Here is a 17,428-nt window from a genome sequence, read left to right as displayed (position 1 = left end):
GGGAGCGCCCGGCATGGGCGGGCTGCGGATTCTCCCCAGATTCTCCCCAGGGGGTCCTGTGGGCCACTTCTCGACGTTCGCAGGAGCTAAGTTGATCGATGGTGCTGCTGTGCGGTCTACAGCCAGTCGCGCTTCTTGAAGATGACGTACAGGCTGACGCAGACCACGGCCATCAGCAGGATTGCGAAGGGGTAGCCGCCTGCCCACTTCAGCTCCGGCATGTCCTCGAAGTTCATGCCGTAGATCGTGCCCACCAGGGTGGGGGCGAAGAGGATGGCGGCCCACGAGGAGATCTTCTTGATCTCCTCGTTCTGTTCGAAGCCAGCCTCCGCCAACGCTCGCATTTCGGCGTTCTGTTGTTGGGAGACCAGGGTGGCGTTGACCGTCAGGATTTCGGTCAGGGCCTGGCGGAAGCCGTCTACGCGTTCGCTGGTGTGGGTGACGTGGTCGGCTACGTCGCGGAGGTAGCGCTGGAGTTCCTCGTCCGTGCCGTACTTCGCGAAGCCGGCCATCAGGCTGTGGAGCATGCCGACCAGGGGGCGGGTCGCGCGTTGGAACTCGACCATTTCGCGGGAGAGTTCGTAGATGCGGCGGGAGACTTCCGGGTCGCCGCTGAAGACCTCGGTCTCGATCTCGTCCATGTCGATCTGGACGCCCTCGACGACCGGGGCGTAGCCGTCGACCACCGCGTCGAGGATGGCGTACAGGGCGGCTTCCGGGCCGAGGGAGAGGAGTTCGGGGGACTCCTCCATGCGGCGGCGGACCGCTGAGAGGTCCGGGGCCGCGCCGTGGCGGACCGTGATCAGGAAGTCGGGGCCGACGAAGATGTGGAGTTCGCCGAAGTCGACCTCCTCCAGTGCGTCCAGGTAGCGGGCGGCCCGCAGGACCACGAAGAGGGTGTCTCCGTAGCGCTCCAGCTTGGGGCGCTGGTGGGCTTCCAGGGCGTCTTCGATGGAGAGCGGGTGGAGGTTGAACTCATCCGCCAGGGAGTGGAGTTCGGGTTCCGTGGGGCGGTGCAGGCCGATCCAGGCCATGCCGTCGGGCTGTTCGCGCAGTCGGCGGAAGGTGTCGGCCAGGGTGGTGGGGGAGGCGACCCGGACGCCGTCGCGGTAGACGGCGGAGTCGATCACGCTGCGGTGGTCGGCGGGGGTGGGGGCCGGCGGGGCCGGCTTCGGGGCCCGTGGGGGTGTGGCCGGGGGAGCGGCGGGAGGGGCGGCCGGGCGCCGCCAACCCGCACGCTTCGCGGGCGCGGAGGCGGACGGGGGCGAGGGGCGGCGGTCTGGTCGCTCCGACATCGCAGGTCAGCTCCCGGTCGAACGGGTGTTTACGGGCAAAGGGCAGGATATCCGGGTGGATGGATCCCGGGGTGGAGGAGGTTCACGCGGGTCCGTGCGCTCGGGTGCGACCGGTTCGGAGTTGCGGACAGAAGGTGTCCGCATGGGCCGCTACGTTGCTGTCATGGCCTCCAAGACGACGCGTCCCGTACTCGACACCCGTGCGCTGAACCGTGCCACGCTCGCCCGCCAGCTGCTCCTGACCCGCGCCGAGATGTCCGCGCAGGACGCCACGCAGCACCTGCTGGGACTTCAGGCACAGAACGTGAAGCCGCCCTACTTCCAGCTGCACGCCCGACTCGCCGGATTCGGGCCGGCCGAGCTCGCCGGGCTGATGGAGTCCCGTCAGGTGGTCCGGATGGTCACCATGAGGTCCACCATCCACACCCACACCGTCCACGACGCGCTCACCCTGCGCCCGCTCGTCCAGCCCGCCCGCGACCGGGAGATCAACTACTTCCGCAAGGGCCTGGTCGGAGTGGACCTGGACAGGCTGGCCGAGCGCGCGCGGGCGTTCGTGGAGGCCGAGCCGCGGACCATGGCGGAGATACGGGAGGAGCTGCTCAAGGAGTGGCCCGGAGCCGACCCGCAGTCGCTGTCCGTCGCCGCGCGTTGCCGGCTTCCGCTCGTCCAGGTCACCCCGCGCGGGGTGTGGGGCAAGAGCGGGCAGGTCCGCCTCACCACCCTGACCGAGTGGGTTCGAGAGGAGGGGCGAGGCCCGGGCGGGGAGACGCCGGGGATCGATGAGGTGGTTCTGCGGTATCTCGGGGCCTTCGGGCCCGCCTCCGTCAAGGACATGCAGACGTGGGCCGGGCTCACCCGGCTGCGCGAGGCCTTCGAGCGGCTCAGGCCCGGCCTGGAGGTGTTCCAGGACGAGAACGGCGTCGAGCTCTTCGATCTGCCCGACGGGCCCCGACCCGATGCGGAGCAGCCCGCGCCGCCCCGGTTCCTTCCCGAGTTCGACAACCTGCTCCTCTCCCACGCCGACCGCTCCCGGGTGATCGCGCCCGAGCTGAAGGGGAGCACCTGGTCCGGGAACCAGGCCCACTGCACGCTGCTCCTCGACGGCTTCCTCGCCGGGCTCTGGAAGCTGGACGGCGGGACGCTCACCGTCCAGCTGTTCGCCGAGGTCTCCAAGGCCGGCAAGGCGGAGATCGTGGCCGAGGGGGAGGCGCTTCTCGCCGCCATGGGGGATGGGGGCGGCGCGGGAGGAGGGGAGGGCCAGGGCGAGGGCGAGGGCCAGGGCCAGGGGCCTTCCAGCGGCTCCGTTCGCTTCGGGCCCATCCGCGGCTGAGCCGGCCGGGCGGGCGAGCCGGCCGGGAGGGCGGGCGACCCGGGCGACCCGGCCCCGCCGCGCTCTGGTGGCCCGTACACCGGACACGGCACGATGCCTGGCACGACCGAGATCACCCGCGATCGTTCTCGTTCGTGGCGGGCCGCTCGCCCTGGGGGGCAGCGCGGCGCGTCGTCCAGGCAGCTGTTCGGGATTCGGGACCTAGGAGAGAGCAATGCGGATTCCCATGACCGTCACGGACTTCCTCGACCGGGCGGAGCTGGGGTTCTCGTCCAGTCCGGGCGTGGTGGACGAGCCGGATCAGCCCGGTCCACCGGTCCCCGTTTCGACCTACGGCAGGCTCGGCGAGCGCGTACGGGCCTGGCAGGCGGGATTCGACGCGCTGGGGGTCGGCGAGGGCGAGCGCGTGGCGGTGGTCAGCCACAACTCCGCCCGGCTCCTGGAGCTGCTGTTCGCGGTGCCGATGAGCGGGCGCGTCTGCGTACCGGTCAACTTCCGGCTGAAGCCGGAGGAGGTCGACTACGTGGTCCGGCAGAGCGGGGCCTCGGTCCTGCTCGTCGACCCGGAGCTGGACGAGGCGCTGTCGGGCGTCAAGGCACGCCACCGCTTCGTCCTCGGCCCGCAGACCGACGCCGAGCTGATGCGCTTCGGAGTGGAGCCGCGCCCCTGGTCGCACCCGGACGAGGACGCGACGGCGACGATCAACTACACCTCGGGGACCACCGCCCGTCCCAAGGGGGTGCAGCTGACCCACCGCAACATCTGGGTGAACGGGCTCACCTTCGGCCTGCACACCCGGGTCTGGGAGCGGGACGTCTACATGCACACCCTGCCGATGTTCCACTGCAACGGCTGGGGCATGCCCTTCGTGATGGCCGGGCTCGGCGTCAAGCAGGTCGTGCTGCGCAAGGTCGACGGCGCCGAGATCCTGCGCCGGGTCGAGGAACACGGCGTCACGCTGATGTGCGGCGCGCCCGCCGTGTGGAACACGGTGCTGGACGCGGCGGCGAGCTGGGAGGGCGAGATCCCGGGCCGCGACCGGGTGCGCGTCGTCTGCGCGGGCGCCCCGCCGCCGAGCCGGACGATCCAGCGCATGGGCGAGGAGCTGGGCTGGGAGTTCACTCAGATCTACGGCCTGACCGAGACCTCGCCGCTGCTCACCTTCAACCGGACCCTGCCCGCCGACGCGGAGCTGCCGGCCGAGGAGCGGGCGCGCAGGCTGTCGCGCGCGGGGCTGCCGGCGCTCGGGGTCAAGCTGCGGGTGTCCGAGGACGGGGAGGTACTGGCCCGGTCGAACGTCGTCTTGGAGGGGTACTGGGACAAGCCGGAGGAGACCACGGCCGCCCTGCGGGACGGCTGGTTCCACACCGGCGACGGCGGCACGGTCGACGAGGCCGACGGCCACCTGACGATCTCCGACCGGAAGAAGGACGTGATCATCACCGGCGGCGAGAACGTGTCCTCGATCGAGGTGGAGGACGCGATCTTCAGCCATCCGGCGGTCGCGGAGGTCGCCGTCATCGGTGTGCCGCACGAGAAGTGGGGCGAGACGATCAAGGCGCTCGTGGTCCTCGTCGAGGGCGAGTCCGTCCAGGAGGCGGAGATCATCGCCCACTGCAAGCAGCGGCTGGCCGGGTACAAGGCCCCGACGACGGTCGAGTTCCGCGCCGGCATCCCGCGTACGGCCACCGGCAAGATCCAGAAGTTCAAGCTCCGCGAGCCGTACTGGTCGGGCCTGGAGCGGCAGGTGAACTGACCCCCGCGGACGAGCGAGGGCCGGTACGGGGCTGCGCGCGCAGCCCCGTACCGGCCCTCGGCCCTCGACTCGCGGGCGGTGCTACGCCGGCAGCAGGGCCTCGATCGCCGCGATGACCTCGGCGGCCTCGGGCTCGGTGCGCGGGCGGAAGCGGGCCACGACCTCGCCGGCGGGGGAGATCAGGAACTTCTCGAAGTTCCAGGTGATGTCACCGGCCTCGCCCTCGGCGTCCGGAACCTTCACCAGCTCCTTGTAGAGCGGGTGGCGGTTCTCGCCGTTGACCTCGGACTTCTCCAGCATCGGGAAGGTGACCCCGAAGCCGGCCGCGCAGAACGTCTGGATGTCGTCGGCGTTGCCCGGCTCCTGCCCGCCGAACTGGTTGCACGGCACACCGATGACGGTGAAGCCCTTCTCCTCGTACTTGAACTGCAGACGGGCCAGGCCCGAGTACTGAGGGGTGAGACCGCACTGCGAGGCGGTGTTCACGAGCAGGATCGCCTTGCCCTTGTGCGCGGCGAGGCTGGTGGGCTCGTCGGACAGGGTGGTCAGCGGGATGTCGTACAGGCTCATCAAGCTCTCCTCGGCAGGCAGACACGCGTCATACCCCCCGAGCCTAGGCCCCCATGCCGAGGAGGTCCTCCGCCGGGTCGTTGACCGGCTGGGGCATGCCCGTGAGGTCCATGACGAAGAGCGGTATCCCGAGGTCGTCCGCGCGGGCGCGCGCGTCTTCCGTGTATCCGGCGAGCGAGAAGTAGACGCTGGTCGCGCAGGCCGTGAGCCCGTTCAGCCAGACGCACTCCACCGCCCGCAGCCCGGCCGGGGCCGTGGTCGGGTCCACCTGGGCGACCAGGCCCGGGGCCCGCAGGTCCACCGCCGTCGACGGGATCGGCCGTCCGTCGGGCTGGCGCACGTCCTGGAAGCCGAGCCAGCGCAGGTACAGCGCGGCGGTGACCACCGCGTCCCGGGCCGTACGGATGGTCACGGGCCGGAAGTCGGGACGGGGCACCGCGGGGTCGGCCGGGGTCCGGCTGCCAGGGGTGTCCGACGGGTCGCGTGCCGGGCCGGGTCCCGGACCCGCCGCGGCCGGCCCCGCCGGCGACACCGGCCACCCGGGCGATTCCGCCGCGCGGGGCGCGGACCCGGTAAGGGGAGACCCGGGCGGCTGGGACCCGGGTGGCTGAGCCGCCGCGGCAGTCCGCGGAACCCCGCCCACCGGCGCCAGCGGATGCACCGGAACCAGCACCACCGTCCCGCACGAGGTGCACCCCACCTCCGGATGCGGCCACTCGCTCTCCCGGCCGCAGGCCTCGCAGCGCACCGCGACCCAGCTCTGCGTCCAGGTGCGGTGGGTCAGCTCCCGGGGCGGTGACGTCAGGTCCAGGGGAGGGGTGACCGGGTTCCCGCAGGCGCAGGGGAACACCGGCACGGCGTAGCCGTTCTCGCGCAGGCACGCCGGGCAGCGCACCGGTACCGCATCCGCCATCAGAACCGGACCCCCTCCGTAGCTGTGCGTAGGCCCATGGTCCACCACCTGCCACCGGAGGGGTGGGCAGACCCCCGATTTTCGGTCGGGCACTGGATTTTCGTACAACTCACTGCCCCATCGGCGGCTTTTGGTGGGTTCCGGGGTGCCGTACCGCCTTGACGTTGCGGGGAGTCCCCGCTTAGCTTGTTCCGTATAGCAGAACAAAACTTCCGGATTACGGAAAAGCCTGACCCGCCAGACCCGCAGGAGAACTCGATGCCTCGTATGACAGCCGCCGCCGCTGCAGTGGAGATCCTCAAGCTTGAGGGTGTCGAACAAGCGTTCGGCGTTCCCGGTGCTGCGATCAACCCGTTCTACCGCGAGCTCAAGAACGTGGGCGGAATCGCGCACACGCTGGCCCGCCACGTCGAGGGTGCCTCGCACATGGCCGAGGGTTACACCCGCGCCAAGGCCGGCAACATCGGCGTCTGCATCGGTACCTCGGGCCCGGCCGGCACCGACATGATCACCGGCCTGTACTCGGCGATCGCGGACTCCATCCCGATCCTGTGCATCACCGGTCAGGCTCCGGTCTCGAAGCTCCACAAGGAGGACTTCCAGGCCGTCGACATCGCCTCGATCGCCAAGCCGGTCACCAAGAAGGCGACGACCGTTCTGGAGGCCGCCCAGGTTCCGGGCGTGTTCCAGGAGGCCTTCCACCTGATGCGCTCCGGCCGTCCGGGCCCGGTCCTGATCGACCTCCCGATCGACGTCCAGCTGACCGAGATCGAGTTCGACCCCGAGACCTACTCGCCGCTGCCGGTCTACAAGCCGAGCGCCACCCGCGCCCAGGCCCGCAAGGCCCTGCAGTTCCTGCTCGACTCCGAGCGTCCGCTGATCGTCGCCGGTGGCGGCATCATCAACGCCGACGCCTCCGACCTGCTGGTCGAGTTCGCCGAGCTGACGAACGTCCCGGTCATCTCCACCCTCATGGGCTGGGGCGTCATCCCGGACGACCACGAGCTGGCCGCCGGCATGGTCGGTGTCCAGACCTCGCACCGCTACGGCAACGCCACGTTCCTGGAGTCGGACTTCGTCTTCGGCATCGGCAACCGCTGGGCCAACCGTCACACCGGTTACAACCTCGACGCCTACACCAAGGGCCGCAAGTTCGTCCACGTCGACATCGAGCCGACCCAGATCGGCAAGATCTTCGCCCCGGACTTCGGCATCGCCTCGGACGCCAAGGCGGCCCTGGAGCTCTTCGTCGAGATCGCCAAGGAGCTCAAGGCCGAGGGCAAGCTGCCCGACTTCAGCGCCTGGGCCGCTTCCGCCCAGGAGCGCAAGGCGACGCTGCTGCGCCGCACGCACTTCGACAACATCCCCATGAAGCCGCAGCGCGTCTACGAGGAGATGAACAAGGCGTTCGGCCCCGAGACCCGCTACGTCACCACCATCGGTCTGTCCCAGATCGCCGGTGCGCAGATGCTGCACGTCTACAAGCCGCGCAACTGGATCAACTGTGGCCAGGCCGGCCCCCTCGGCTGGACCATCCCGGCCGCGATCGGTGCCGCCACCGCGGACCCGGAGACCCCGATCGTCGCGCTGTCCGGCGACTACGACTTCCAGTTCATGATCGAGGAGCTGGCGGTCGCCGCCCAGCACAAGGTCCCCTACGTTCACGTCCTCGTGAACAACGCCTACCTGGGTCTGATCCGTCAGGCGCAGGGCGGCCTGGGCATCAACTTCGAGGTCAACCTCGAATTCGAGAACATCAACACCCCCGAGCTGGGTGTCTACGGCGTCGACCACGTCAAGGTCGCCGAGGGCCTGGGCGTCAAGGCGATCCGCGTCACCGACCCGGACAAGCTGGGCGAGGCCTTCGAGACGGCCAAGAAGTGGGCCCAGGAGCACCAGGTCCCGGTCGTCGTCGAGGCCATCCTCGAGCGCATCACCAACATCTCGATGAGCAAGACGGTCGACATGAGCGACGTCACCGAGTTCGAAGAGGTCGCGACCGAGCTGGGCCACGCCCCGACCGCGCTCCGCAACACCCTGCCCGCCTAGTCCCACCAGGCTGGTCTAGCACCACCGAACGGCCCCCGTCCCTCCTCCAGGAGGAACGGGGGCCGTTCCGCGTTCCCTACGGGCCCCAGGTCCCGGAGCCGTCCCACCAGGCGGTACGCGACGTCAGGCCTCCTAGGCTTGCCCCATGAGCACCGCAGACGACGACCGCACCGCCCTGGACCGCACCGCCCTCGACCGCACCGCCCTCGACCTCCTCGACGCCCACCTGGAAGACGTGTGGCGGGCAGCCATCGAACTGCAGAGGGGAAACCGGGCCGTCGTCCCCGAGGCGCCGCGGGAGCTGAGTGGGGCCGCTGCGGACGGTGCGGCCACGGAACTCCTGCGGTGGGGCTACGGAGAGCTGGCCGGCGTCCCGCGCTCACCGGCCGAGGTGTTCGCCCACGGCGTCGGCACTACCCTCATGGAGCTACGGCGACGCCGCAGCCCCTGGAACGCGGCGGCCCTGCGCCTGCTGGAGGATCCGTACGTCTTCCTCGCCACCGGGCCGCGCCGGCACGAGGACTGGGCCGAGGACGTGCTCGCCCTGATGCGCCGCGAGGTCCCGGACCCGCGCGGCTGGCTGCGGATCGACGGCGACCTCACCAACAACGCCCGCCAGTTCGTGCCGACGTACCCCTTCGAGCCGCCGCCCGCCGCCGGGTTCCGGGAGCGCCTGCACGAGCTGGAGGCGGCGGGGGCCGTCACCGCGCTCGCCGTCATGGCGGAGGAGTGGGTCGACCACCGATCCGTCCGGAGCCGGCCGGATCGGGACGCGCTGCTGGCCGACGCACGGTTCCTGCTGGACCGCTACGGTCCGGACGCCCGGTTCTGGACGAACGCCCTGGATGCGGCCTCGGACCCGGCCAGGGACTTCGTCCAGGCCGGCCTCACAGGGACGAGGGTCCACACGTTCATCACGGGCGAGTACATCAACGGCCTCGACCTGTTCGAAGAGCTGGGCCTCATCGCCGTGTCCGGGGACGAGGTCGGGGTCTTCTGGTCCTTCGGCGCGTACTGACGGCGTCGTTCACCCAGCGCATGACAAAGAGCCGAGTCACGGGACCGTCCGTGACTCGGCTCTTTGAGTGTGTGTTGCTTGTTACCGCCCGACGGTACGAGGCTGGCGCGACAGGACGTTCGCACCGCCGGGCGGAGAGGGTGGGGGAGGTTCTCTTCCGCATACAGGGGGCTCTGTGCGTGGCCCCTGTATAGAGAGGAGTGAATTTGGCTGGGACCGCGGCGAGCGGCGACGAGAACTCCGGCTTCGTCTCCCTCAGGTCAAGAGACGGGCCTCGGAACCCATTACCACCGCACTGGCTCGCACGCTCGCCACGGTCCTCGTCCTGCCCTCACCGCGTACCACCCCTCATCCGGGTCCGCAGTGTGGGCTCAGCACCCGGATCCTGACCTCCCGTCAGGATCCCGGCGCAGCTTTGGGGCTCAGGCGTCGCGCAGGGCGCGGACGGCCTCCTCGACGCGCTTGCCGTAGTCGGCGTCCGCGGCGTGGAAGTGAGCCAGGTTCTTCTCGATGACGTCCTCGAGGGTGACCTGAGACAGGCCGCCGGCGATGGTCGCCACCAGACGCTGCTTCTCGGCCTCCGACATCAGGCGGTAGAGCTCACCGGCCTGGAAGAAGTCGTCGTCCTTGGTGTGGGCCGGAGCCTCGTGGGTGCCCGTGTAGCCGGAGACGGCCTTCGGGGCGCCCAGCGCCAGACCGGTCTCGGCCGGACCCTGGTGCGAGTTGGGCTCGTAGTTCTTGTCGTAGCGCGAGCCGTTGCGCAGCGCCATGACACCGTCGCGGCCGTAGTTGTCGGCCTTCGTCGCCTTCGGAGCGTTGACCGGGATCAGGGTGTGGTTCACACCGAGGCGGTAGCGCTGGGCGTCGGCGTACGCGAAGAGGCGGCCCTGGAGCATCTTGTCCGGCGAGGCGGTGATGCCCGGGACGAAGTTGTTCGGGGAGAACGCGGCCTGCTCGACCTCGGCGAAGACGTTGTCCGGGTTGCGGTCGAGGACCAGACGGCCCACGCGCTGCAGCGGGTAGTCGCTGTGCGGCCACACCTTGGTGAGGTCGAACGGGTTGAAGCGGTAGTCCGCGGCCTCGGAGGCCGGCATGACCTGGACGTACAGGGTCCAGCTCGGGTTCACACCGCGCTCGATGGCCTGCAGCAGGTCGGTCTGGTGCGAGTTGGCGTCGGAGCCGACGAGCTCGGCGGCCTGCTCGCCCGACAGGCAGCGGATGCCCTGGTTCGTCTTGAAGTGGTACTTGACGAAGAAGGCCTCGCCCTGGGCGTTGGTCCACTGGTACGTGTGGGAGCCGTAGCCGTTCATGTGACGGTACGACGCCGGGATACCGCGGTCACCCATCAGCCAGGTGATCTGGTGCGTCGCCTCGGGGGCGTGCGCCCAGAAGTCCCAGACGTTGTCCGCTTCCTGCTTGCCCGTGAAGGGGTCGCGCTTCTGGGAGTGGATGAAGTCGGGGAACTTGATCGGGTCCTTGATGAAGAACACCGGGGTGTTGTTGCCGACGAGGTCGTAGTTGCCCTCTTCGGTGTAGAACTTCAGCGCGAAGCCGCGCGGGTCGCGGACGGCGTCAGCGCCACCCAGCGAGTCGGCGACGGTGGAGAACCGCAGGAAGGTCTCGGTCTTCTTGCCGACCGTGTTCAGGAACGCGGCGCTGGTGTACGCGGTGACGTCGTCGGTCACCTCGAAGTGGCCGTACGCGGCGGAACCGCGGGCGTGCACCACGCGCTCCGGGATGCGCTCGCGGTTGAAGCGGGCGAGCTTCTCCAGGAGCTGCTGGTCCTGGATCAGCAGGGGGCCACCGACGCCGGCGGTAGCGGAGTTCTGGTTGTCGGCGACCGGGGCGCCAGACTCGGTCGTCAGCGTGCGCTTCGACATGGTGACCTTCCGTACGGGGAACTGCTGACGGAATCCGTCTTCCGTCATGCGGAACAGCCTAATTTCGGCATGAACTCGACGTCAACAGTTTGTTGAAAGAAAGAGTGGAGGGAGAGGTAATCCGGACGGTGCCGGCACTTGGGCGCGACAGGACAGGTGTCAGCACCGGCACCATCCGGAAACTCAGGGCCCCGCGAGCGGGGCGGGTGGCGGCCCGCTGAGGGGGCCGCCTATCCGAGCGGAGCTCAGATCTGGGCGCCGGAGAGGCGCTCGACCGCGCGCAGCAGCGCGGAGTGGTCCAGGCCACCGTCACCCTGGGCGCGCAGCGAGGCGACCAGCTGGGCGACGACCGCGCCGACCGGGAGGGCCGCACCGACGTTGCGGGCGGCGTCGGTGACGATGCCCATGTCCTTGTGGTGCAGGTCGATCCGGAAACCGGGCTTGAAGTCGCGGTTCAGGAAGTTGGCCTTCTTGCGGGTCAGGACCGTGGAGCCGGCCAGACCGCCGTTGAGCACGTCCAGAGCGGCTTCGAGGTTCACGCCCGACTTCTCGAGGAAGACGACGGCCTCGGCGCACGCCTGGATGTTCACCGCGACGATGAGCTGGTTGGCAGCCTTCACCGTCTGGCCGGAGCCGTGCGGGCCGCACAGGACGATGACCTTGCCGAGGGCCTCGAGGATCGGGAGGGCCTCGTCGAAGTCGGCCTGCTCGCCACCCACCATGATCGACAGGACGGCCTCGATGGCACCGGCCTCGCCACCGGACACCGGGGCGTCGATGACGCGGATGCCCTTGGCGGCGGCGTTCTTCGCCAGGTCGATCGAGGTCTGCGGGGTGATCGACGACATGTCGATGATCAGCGCGCCGGACTTGGCGTTCTCGAGGATGCCGTTCTCACCGTAGGAGATGGCCTCGACCTGCGGGGAGGCGGGCACCATCGTGATGATCACGTCGGCGTCCTTGACCGCGTCGGCGATCGAACCGGCGGCGCCGCCACCGGCCGCGGCGAGGCGGTCCAGCTTGTCCTGCTCCAGCGTGAAGCCGGTGACCGAGTAGCCGGCCTTCAGGAGGTTCTCGGCCATGGGGGAGCCCATGATGCCGAGACCGATCCACGCGATCTTGGGGAGGTTGCTCATGATGAGGGTCCTTCTCTTAATGCTTCGTACGAAAAGTTCGTCAGGTGCCTGGCTGTTCGCCCGGACTTTTCCGCTTACTTCGCGGCGCGGGCCTCGGCCGGCAGCCATGCGAAGGAGGCGGCGGCGTCGGCGGCCTTGTACTCGAGACCGACAAAGCCCTGGTAGCCGGCCTTCTGGAGCTGGTCGAGCAGCTCTTCGAGGGGCAGCTCGCCGGTGCCGGGGGCACCTCGTCCGGGCTTGTCCGCGATCTGGACGTGTCCGGTCTTGGCGGCGTACTTTTCGATGACCTCGGAGAGGTCCTCATCGTTCATCGCCAGGTGGTACAGGTCGAGCAGGAACTTGGCGTTCCCGAGGCCGGTGGCCTCGTTCACCTTGTCCACTACCTCGATGCCGGCCGGGGCGCTCACCAGGGGGTAGAGCGGCGACTCGGGCTTGTTCAGGGTCTCGATCAGGAGGATCGCGCCGACGCGGTCCGCGGCCTGAGCCGCCACGACCAGGTTCTTCAGCGCGAGCTCGTCCTGAACGGCCGGGTCCACGCCTTCGACGCGGTTGCCGTAGAGGGCGTTCAGCGCCTTGCAGCCGACCGAGGCGGCGAAGTCCGCAGCCACGTTGATGTTGGCGTTGAAGCGCTCCGACTCCTCACCGGGAACCGAGACCGCACCGCGGTCCGGACCCGGCAGCTGGCCGGCGTAGAAGTTCAGGCCCACCAGCTGGGTGCCGGCGTCCTCAAGAGCGGTCTTGAGGGCGTCGAGCTCCTCCTGAGCGGGGGTGGGGGTCTCGATCCAGGGCCACCACAGCTCGACCGCCGTGAAGCCCGCTGCGGCGGCAGCCGCGGGACGCTCCAGGAGCGGGAGTTCCGTGAAGAGGATCGAAAGATTTACATCGAAGCGCTGGTCCGTGTATCCCATGAGGGGTGTGCGCTCCTTCCGTATTGCGGAAGTTAGTTTCTGCCTGATGGAAGACTGCAAGCAGGGCGGCCCGCTTGTCAAGTGCCGCCTCCCGAAAAGTCCGGACTGCCAGGTAGCTTGAGCGGCGTGCGATTGAGAGTGGAGTTCACGACCGAGCCCTTCGATCTAGAAGAGGCCCCTGCCCATGCCGTAGCCGCTCGCGAGGTCATCCAGACGGCCCAGCTGGACGCGGTGGATGTCGGCCCGTTCGGCAACACGGCCGAGGGGGAGTCCGAAGCGGTGCTGACCGCGGTCGCCGCGCTGCTGCGCAACTCCCTGGAGGCCGGAGCCACGCGCGTCTCGCTCCAGGTCAACGTGATCAGGGCCGGGGAGGAGACGCCATGACCGAGCCCCGGGACCACCCCTTCGTCGCCGCGGTCAAGCCGCTGGTGGACGCGATGGGCGGCGAGCTGATGGATCCGTCCCTGGCCCAGCCCGACGACGTCGTGCTCGCCTGGGAGGGGCAGGACCTGCTCGCCGTGCGGCTGCCGCAGCTCTCCGACTCGCTGGATCACATCCTGGCGGCCCTGGAGCGCCGGCACGGCGTACCGTTGTCCCAGCTCGACCGGAAGTCCAAGCAGGACGTCGTACGGATACTGGAGGCGCGCGGCGCCTTCTCGGTCCGGCACGGTGTGGAAACGGTCGCGGGAGCCCTGGGCGTAAGCCGCTTCACGGTCTACAACTACCTGAACCGGGACTCAAGCACCCCCAAAGGGTCCGCCGGGACCAACCAAGAGTGAATCCTGATTGACCCACCGTGACGAGCCGCCGCCCAATTCACCCGGGCGGCGGCTTTTGTGTACGGGAAGTTTCAACAAAGTGTTGACGCCGTGTTGTCGAGGGCGTTAGCTATGCGCAGCCCGTCAAAGCAACAACAGGCCACGGAGGCCTACCGTGACTTCGAGTCCGACCCCGGGTCTCACCCGGTTCAACGCCTTGGACGACAGCGAGGCCACGGCCGAGCTGCACGAGGTGTGCGCCAGCTCGGCATGGGGCGGCAAGCTGCTCGCCCAGCGCCCCTTCACCAGCGTCGACACCCTGTTCTCCGCGAACGAGGCCGCCATGGCCGAGCTCACCGCGGAGGACCTGGGCGAGGCGATGGGCGGCCACGCGCCGATCGGCCGGCCGAAGCCGGGAGACCCGACCTCCGCCCGCGAGCAGCGCGGCATGGCCGGTGCCTCGGAGGAGCTCAAGACCGAGCTCCTCGAACTGAACCTGGCCTACCAGGACAAGTTCGGCCACGTCTTCCTCATCTGCGCCACCGGTGCGACCGGTGAGTTCATGCGGGACGCGGTCAAGGTCCGGATCGAGAACTCGCCGGAACAGGAGCGGGAAATCGCTCGTGGCGAGCTCGTCAAGATCAACCGGATCCGCCTGACCCGTCTCGTGGAATCCGTAGAAGGAGAGTAAGACCGAGCATGAGCACTGAGACCACCGCGTCGGTGTCCACGCACATCCTGGACACCAGCATCGGAAAGCCCGCCGAAGGCGTCGCGATCTCCCTGTCGGCCCGTACGGGTCTCGACGGCGAGTGGGCGGCCCTGGGCGGATCCGCCACCGATGCCGACGGGCGCTGCAAGGACCTGCCGGCCCTGCCGGAGGGCACCACCCACGTGCGCCTCGACTTCGAGACCGAGACGTACTTCTCCAAGAAGCAAGCCGCCGAGGCACAGCAGGACGCCCCCCGCGTAAGGGACAGCGGTGCGTTCTTCCCCGAGGTCACCATCACCTTCGCGGTGAACCCGGGCGAGCACTATCACGTACCGCTGCTGCTCAACCCGTTCGGCTACTCCGTTTACCGAGGGAGCTAGCATGGCCACCATTCTGGGCCAGAACCAGTACGGCAAAGCAGAGAACCGCGTAGTCAAGATCACGCGGGACGGCGACACCCACCACATCAAGGACCTGAACGTCTCGGTCGCCCTCTCGGGCGACATGGACGACGTCCACTACTCCGGCTCGAACGCCAACGTCCTGCCGACGGACACCACCAAGAACACGGTGTACGCGTTCGCCAAGGAGTACGGCATCGAGTCCGCCGAGCAGTTCGGCATCCACCTGGCGCGTTGGTTCGTCAACAGCCAGGAGCCGATCCAGAAGGCCCGCATCCGGATCGAGGAGTACTCCTGGTCCCGGATCGCGACCTCGGACGCGAACTCCAAGTTCATCGGCTCCGACGAGGTGAACCACTCCTTCGTCCGCGAGGGCATGGAGACCCGGGTCACCCAGATCACGTACGACGGCAAGAACTGGGAGGTCATCTCCGGCCTCAAGGACCTCGTCGTCATGAACTCCACGAACTCCGAGTTCTGGGGTTACGTGAAGGACAAGTACACGACCCTGAAGGAAGCGTACGACCGCATCCTCGCCACCCAGGTGTCGGCCCGTTGGCGCTTCAACTGGTCGGACGACGACCAGCGGATGCCCAACTGGGAGAAGTCCTACGCCGAGACCCGCAAGCACATGCTGCAGGCCTTCGCGGAGACCTACTCCCTGTCGCTGCAGCAGACCCTGTACCAGATGGGTTCGCGCATCATCAACCACCGTTCGGAGATCGACGAGGTTCGCTTCTCGCTCCCGAACAAGCACCACTTCCTCGTCGACCTCGAGCCCTTCGGTCTCAAGAACGACAACGAGGTCTACTTCGCCGCGGACCGCCCGTACGGTCTGATCGAGGCGACGGTCCTCCGCGACGGCGTAGACGCCCGTATCCCCGTGGACATGACCAACCTCTGATGTGGCACGCCCGTCCCGGGGCTCCGCAGTGGCCCCGGGGCGGCGCGACACCCGTCAGCGCTCTCAACACTTTCAACTTCCTGAATCGGCACCCGGACGCACCACACGGGGCGGCAGTACTGTCAGCTGTCAAGGCCCCCGGCTCCGGCACTCAAATCCCCTGGGTTTTGCCGTGCCCGCACCGCCACTGAAAGCACGAGGAAGTCCCATGGCAGCATCGGCAGCCAATGACAGCGCCGTAGAGCGCATCGTCATCGAAAACTGTGCGATTGCGACCGTCGACGCCAACGACACCGAGTACGCCTCGGGTCACGTGGTGCTCGCCGGTAACAAGATCGAGTTCGTCGGTGCGGGCAAGGCCCCCGAGAACCTCGAGAACGTCGTCCGCCGCATCGACGGCACCGGGCACCTCGTGACCCCCGGTCTGGTCAACACGCACCACCACTTCTACCAGTGGATCACGCGTGGTCTGGCCACCGACCACAACCTCTTCAACTGGCTGGTCGCGCTGTACCCGACGTGGGCGCGCATCGACGAGCAGATGACGTACACGGCCGCGCAGGGCTCCCTCGCCGCGATGGCCAAGGGTGGCGTCACCACCGCGATGGACCACCACTACGTCTTCCCCAAGGGTTCGGGTGACCTCTCCGGGTCGATCATCCGCGCCGCGTCCGAGATGGGCGTCCGCTTCACCCTCGCCCGCGGTTCGATGGACCGCAGCGAGAAGGACGGCGGCCTGCCGCCGGACCACGCGGTCGAGACCCTCGAAGGTGCCCTGGCGGACACCGAGGCGACCGTGAAGAAGTACCACGACTCCTCCTTCGACGCGATGACCCAGGTCGCCGTCGCCCCCTGCTCCCCCTTCTCGGTCTCCACCGAGCTGCTGAAGCAGGGCGCCGAGATGGCCCGCCGCCTGGGTGTGCGCATGCACACGCACGGCTCGGAGACCGTCGAGGAAGAGCAGTTCTGCAAGGAACTGTTCGGCATGGGCCCGACCGACTACTTCGAGTCGACCGGCTGGCTCGGCGAGGACGTGTGGATGGCGCACAGCGTCCACATGAACGACTCCGACATCGCCGCGTTCGCCCGTACCAAGACCGGCGTCGCGCACTGCCCGTCCTCCAACGCCCGTCTGGCCGCCGGCATCGCCCGCGTCCCGGACATGCTCGCCGCCGGTGTCCCGGTCGGCCTCGGCGTGGACGGCACCGCCTCGAACGAGTCCGGTGAGCTGCACACCGAGCTGCGCAACGCGCTGCTGATCAACCGTCTGAACCCGGTCCACCGCGAGCGTGCCCTGAACGCCCGTCAGGCCCTGCGCCTCGGTACCTTCGGTGGCGCCCAGGTCCTCGGCCGCGCCTCGAACATCGGTTCGCTGGAGGTCGGCAAGTGCGCCGACCTGGTGCTCTGGAACCTGAACACCCTCCTGCACTCCTCGATCGCCGACCCGGTCACCGCCCTGGTCTTCGGTGCGGCGGCCCCGGTCACCGCGTCGTTCGTCAACGGCAAGCAGATCGTCGAGAACAACCGTCTGCTCTTCGCCGACGAGGACGCCATCGCGGTGTCCACTCGGGAAGAGGCCCAGCGCCTCGCGCGGATCTCCGCGCAGGCCTGATCCCACGGAGTCCGGCCGGGGGGGACGGCCCCCGGCCGGCGGCCGCGGACCCGAGCGGGGTTCGCGGCAGCCGTTCCCGGGTAGCGCCCGAGGTTTTTCCGAGGGCGCCCCGGGGGCGGTGAATCGTGCCGGTCGCTCAGCAGTTCGTGCCACGTGCCCCGCAGCTCGTGTACCGCGCCGCCG

At 68.8% G+C, this 17,428-nt stretch carries 16 protein-coding genes; 10 read left to right on the top strand and 6 right to left on the bottom strand.

The annotated features are described in order from the left end of the window. Nucleotides 1–116 precede the first annotated feature (116 nt). Nucleotides 117–1,295: a magnesium and cobalt transport protein CorA gene (locus tag OHA37_RS07285; RefSeq protein WP_266903517.1), complete on the bottom strand. Its 1,179-nt coding sequence runs from the start codon at nucleotides 1,293–1,295 to the stop codon at nucleotides 117–119. Nucleotides 1,296–1,458: 163 nt separating this feature from the next. On the opposite strand from OHA37_RS07285, the gene OHA37_RS07280 reads away from it, so the two are divergent. Both OHA37_RS07280 and OHA37_RS07275 read left to right on the top strand, forming a co-directional pair. Further along, entirely contained in the window at nucleotides 1,459–2,628 is a 1,170-nt protein-coding gene (locus OHA37_RS07280; protein ID WP_266903516.1) for a winged helix DNA-binding domain-containing protein, read from the top strand. 214 nt (nucleotides 2,629–2,842) lie between these two features. Then, nucleotides 2,843–4,384 carry an AMP-binding protein gene (locus OHA37_RS07275; RefSeq protein WP_266903515.1) on the top strand — a complete coding sequence of 514 codons (1,542 nt, stop codon included), beginning with the start codon at nucleotides 2,843–2,845 and terminating at the stop codon, nucleotides 4,382–4,384. Nucleotides 4,385–4,465: 81 nt separating this feature from the next. On the opposite strand, the gene OHA37_RS07270 is transcribed toward OHA37_RS07275, so the two are convergent. Together OHA37_RS07270 and OHA37_RS07265 are read right to left on the bottom strand one after the other, a co-directional pair. Continuing rightward, nucleotides 4,466–4,954 carry a glutathione peroxidase gene (locus OHA37_RS07270; protein WP_266903514.1) on the bottom strand — a complete coding sequence of 163 codons (489 nt, stop codon included), beginning with the start codon at nucleotides 4,952–4,954 and terminating at the stop codon, nucleotides 4,466–4,468. A 43-nt stretch (nucleotides 4,955–4,997) separates the two neighbouring features. Continuing rightward, nucleotides 4,998–5,867 (bottom strand): hypothetical protein, encoded by an 870-nt coding sequence (locus OHA37_RS07265; protein ID WP_266903513.1) that lies wholly within the window; start codon nucleotides 5,865–5,867, stop codon nucleotides 4,998–5,000. 267 nt (nucleotides 5,868–6,134) lie between these two features. On the opposite strand from OHA37_RS07265, the gene gcl reads away from it, so the two are divergent. Next, nucleotides 6,135–7,916, top strand: coding sequence for a glyoxylate carboligase (gcl, locus tag OHA37_RS07260; RefSeq protein WP_266912577.1), 1,782 nt, complete (start codon nucleotides 6,135–6,137; stop codon nucleotides 7,914–7,916). A 145-nt stretch (nucleotides 7,917–8,061) separates the two neighbouring features. Further along, a complete protein-coding gene (locus OHA37_RS07255) occupies nucleotides 8,062–8,934 on the top strand; it encodes a hypothetical protein (RefSeq protein ID WP_266903512.1) in 873 nt (290 codons plus the stop codon). Between the two features lie 422 nt (nucleotides 8,935–9,356). On the opposite strand, the gene OHA37_RS07250 is transcribed toward OHA37_RS07255, so the two are convergent. The 3 genes from OHA37_RS07250 to OHA37_RS07240 all read right to left on the bottom strand — a co-directional run bounded on the left by OHA37_RS07250 (nucleotide 9,357) and on the right by OHA37_RS07240 (nucleotide 12,858). Then, complete coding sequence (locus tag OHA37_RS07250; protein ID WP_266912575.1) at nucleotides 9,357–10,814, bottom strand: catalase; 1,458 nt, start codon at nucleotides 10,812–10,814, stop codon at nucleotides 9,357–9,359. A gap of 245 nt (nucleotides 10,815–11,059) precedes the next feature. Continuing rightward, a complete protein-coding gene (locus OHA37_RS07245; protein ID WP_266903511.1) occupies nucleotides 11,060–11,950 on the bottom strand; it encodes a 2-hydroxy-3-oxopropionate reductase in 891 nt (296 codons plus the stop codon). A 74-nt stretch (nucleotides 11,951–12,024) separates the two neighbouring features. Beyond that, nucleotides 12,025–12,858: a TIM barrel protein gene (locus OHA37_RS07240; protein ID WP_243339126.1), complete on the bottom strand. Its 834-nt coding sequence runs from the start codon at nucleotides 12,856–12,858 to the stop codon at nucleotides 12,025–12,027. 126 nt (nucleotides 12,859–12,984) lie between these two features. On the opposite strand from OHA37_RS07240, the gene OHA37_RS07235 reads away from it, so the two are divergent. The 6 genes from OHA37_RS07235 to OHA37_RS07210 all read left to right on the top strand — a co-directional run bounded on the left by OHA37_RS07235 (nucleotide 12,985) and on the right by OHA37_RS07210 (nucleotide 17,245). Continuing rightward, entirely contained in the window at nucleotides 12,985–13,242 is a 258-nt protein-coding gene (locus tag OHA37_RS07235; protein WP_266903510.1) for a hypothetical protein, read from the top strand. After that, on the top strand, nucleotides 13,239–13,637 hold the full coding sequence (locus OHA37_RS07230) for a helix-turn-helix domain-containing protein (RefSeq protein ID WP_266903509.1): 399 nt from the start codon (nucleotides 13,239–13,241) through the stop codon (nucleotides 13,635–13,637). Before OHA37_RS07235 ends, OHA37_RS07230 begins: the two co-directional genes overlap by 4 nt. Before the next feature lie 154 nt (nucleotides 13,638–13,791). Next, nucleotides 13,792–14,307, top strand: coding sequence for a 2-oxo-4-hydroxy-4-carboxy-5-ureidoimidazoline decarboxylase (gene uraD, locus OHA37_RS07225; RefSeq protein WP_266903508.1), 516 nt, complete (start codon nucleotides 13,792–13,794; stop codon nucleotides 14,305–14,307). Between the two features lie 8 nt (nucleotides 14,308–14,315). After that, nucleotides 14,316–14,708, top strand: a complete 393-nt coding sequence (gene uraH / locus OHA37_RS07220; protein WP_250740538.1) for a hydroxyisourate hydrolase — start codon at nucleotides 14,316–14,318, stop codon at nucleotides 14,706–14,708. A 1-nt stretch (nucleotide 14,709) separates the two neighbouring features. Continuing rightward, nucleotides 14,710–15,633 (top strand): factor-independent urate hydroxylase, encoded by a 924-nt coding sequence (gene pucL, locus OHA37_RS07215; RefSeq protein WP_266903507.1) that lies wholly within the window; start codon nucleotides 14,710–14,712, stop codon nucleotides 15,631–15,633. Nucleotides 15,634–15,841: 208 nt separating this feature from the next. Beyond that, the gene (locus OHA37_RS07210; protein WP_266885243.1) at nucleotides 15,842–17,245 is read left to right on the top strand and encodes an 8-oxoguanine deaminase; all 1,404 of its coding nucleotides are present in this window, start codon (nucleotides 15,842–15,844) and stop codon (nucleotides 17,243–17,245) included. Nucleotides 17,246–17,428 lie beyond the last annotated feature (183 nt).

Origin of the sequence: Streptomyces sp. NBC_00335 (assembly GCF_036127095.1) — a bacterium.
Taxonomy (GTDB): domain Bacteria; phylum Actinomycetota; class Actinomycetes; order Streptomycetales; family Streptomycetaceae; genus Streptomyces.
Note: the sequence above shows the minus strand (reverse complement) of the source record. Positions and strands in the feature narration are given on the sequence as shown.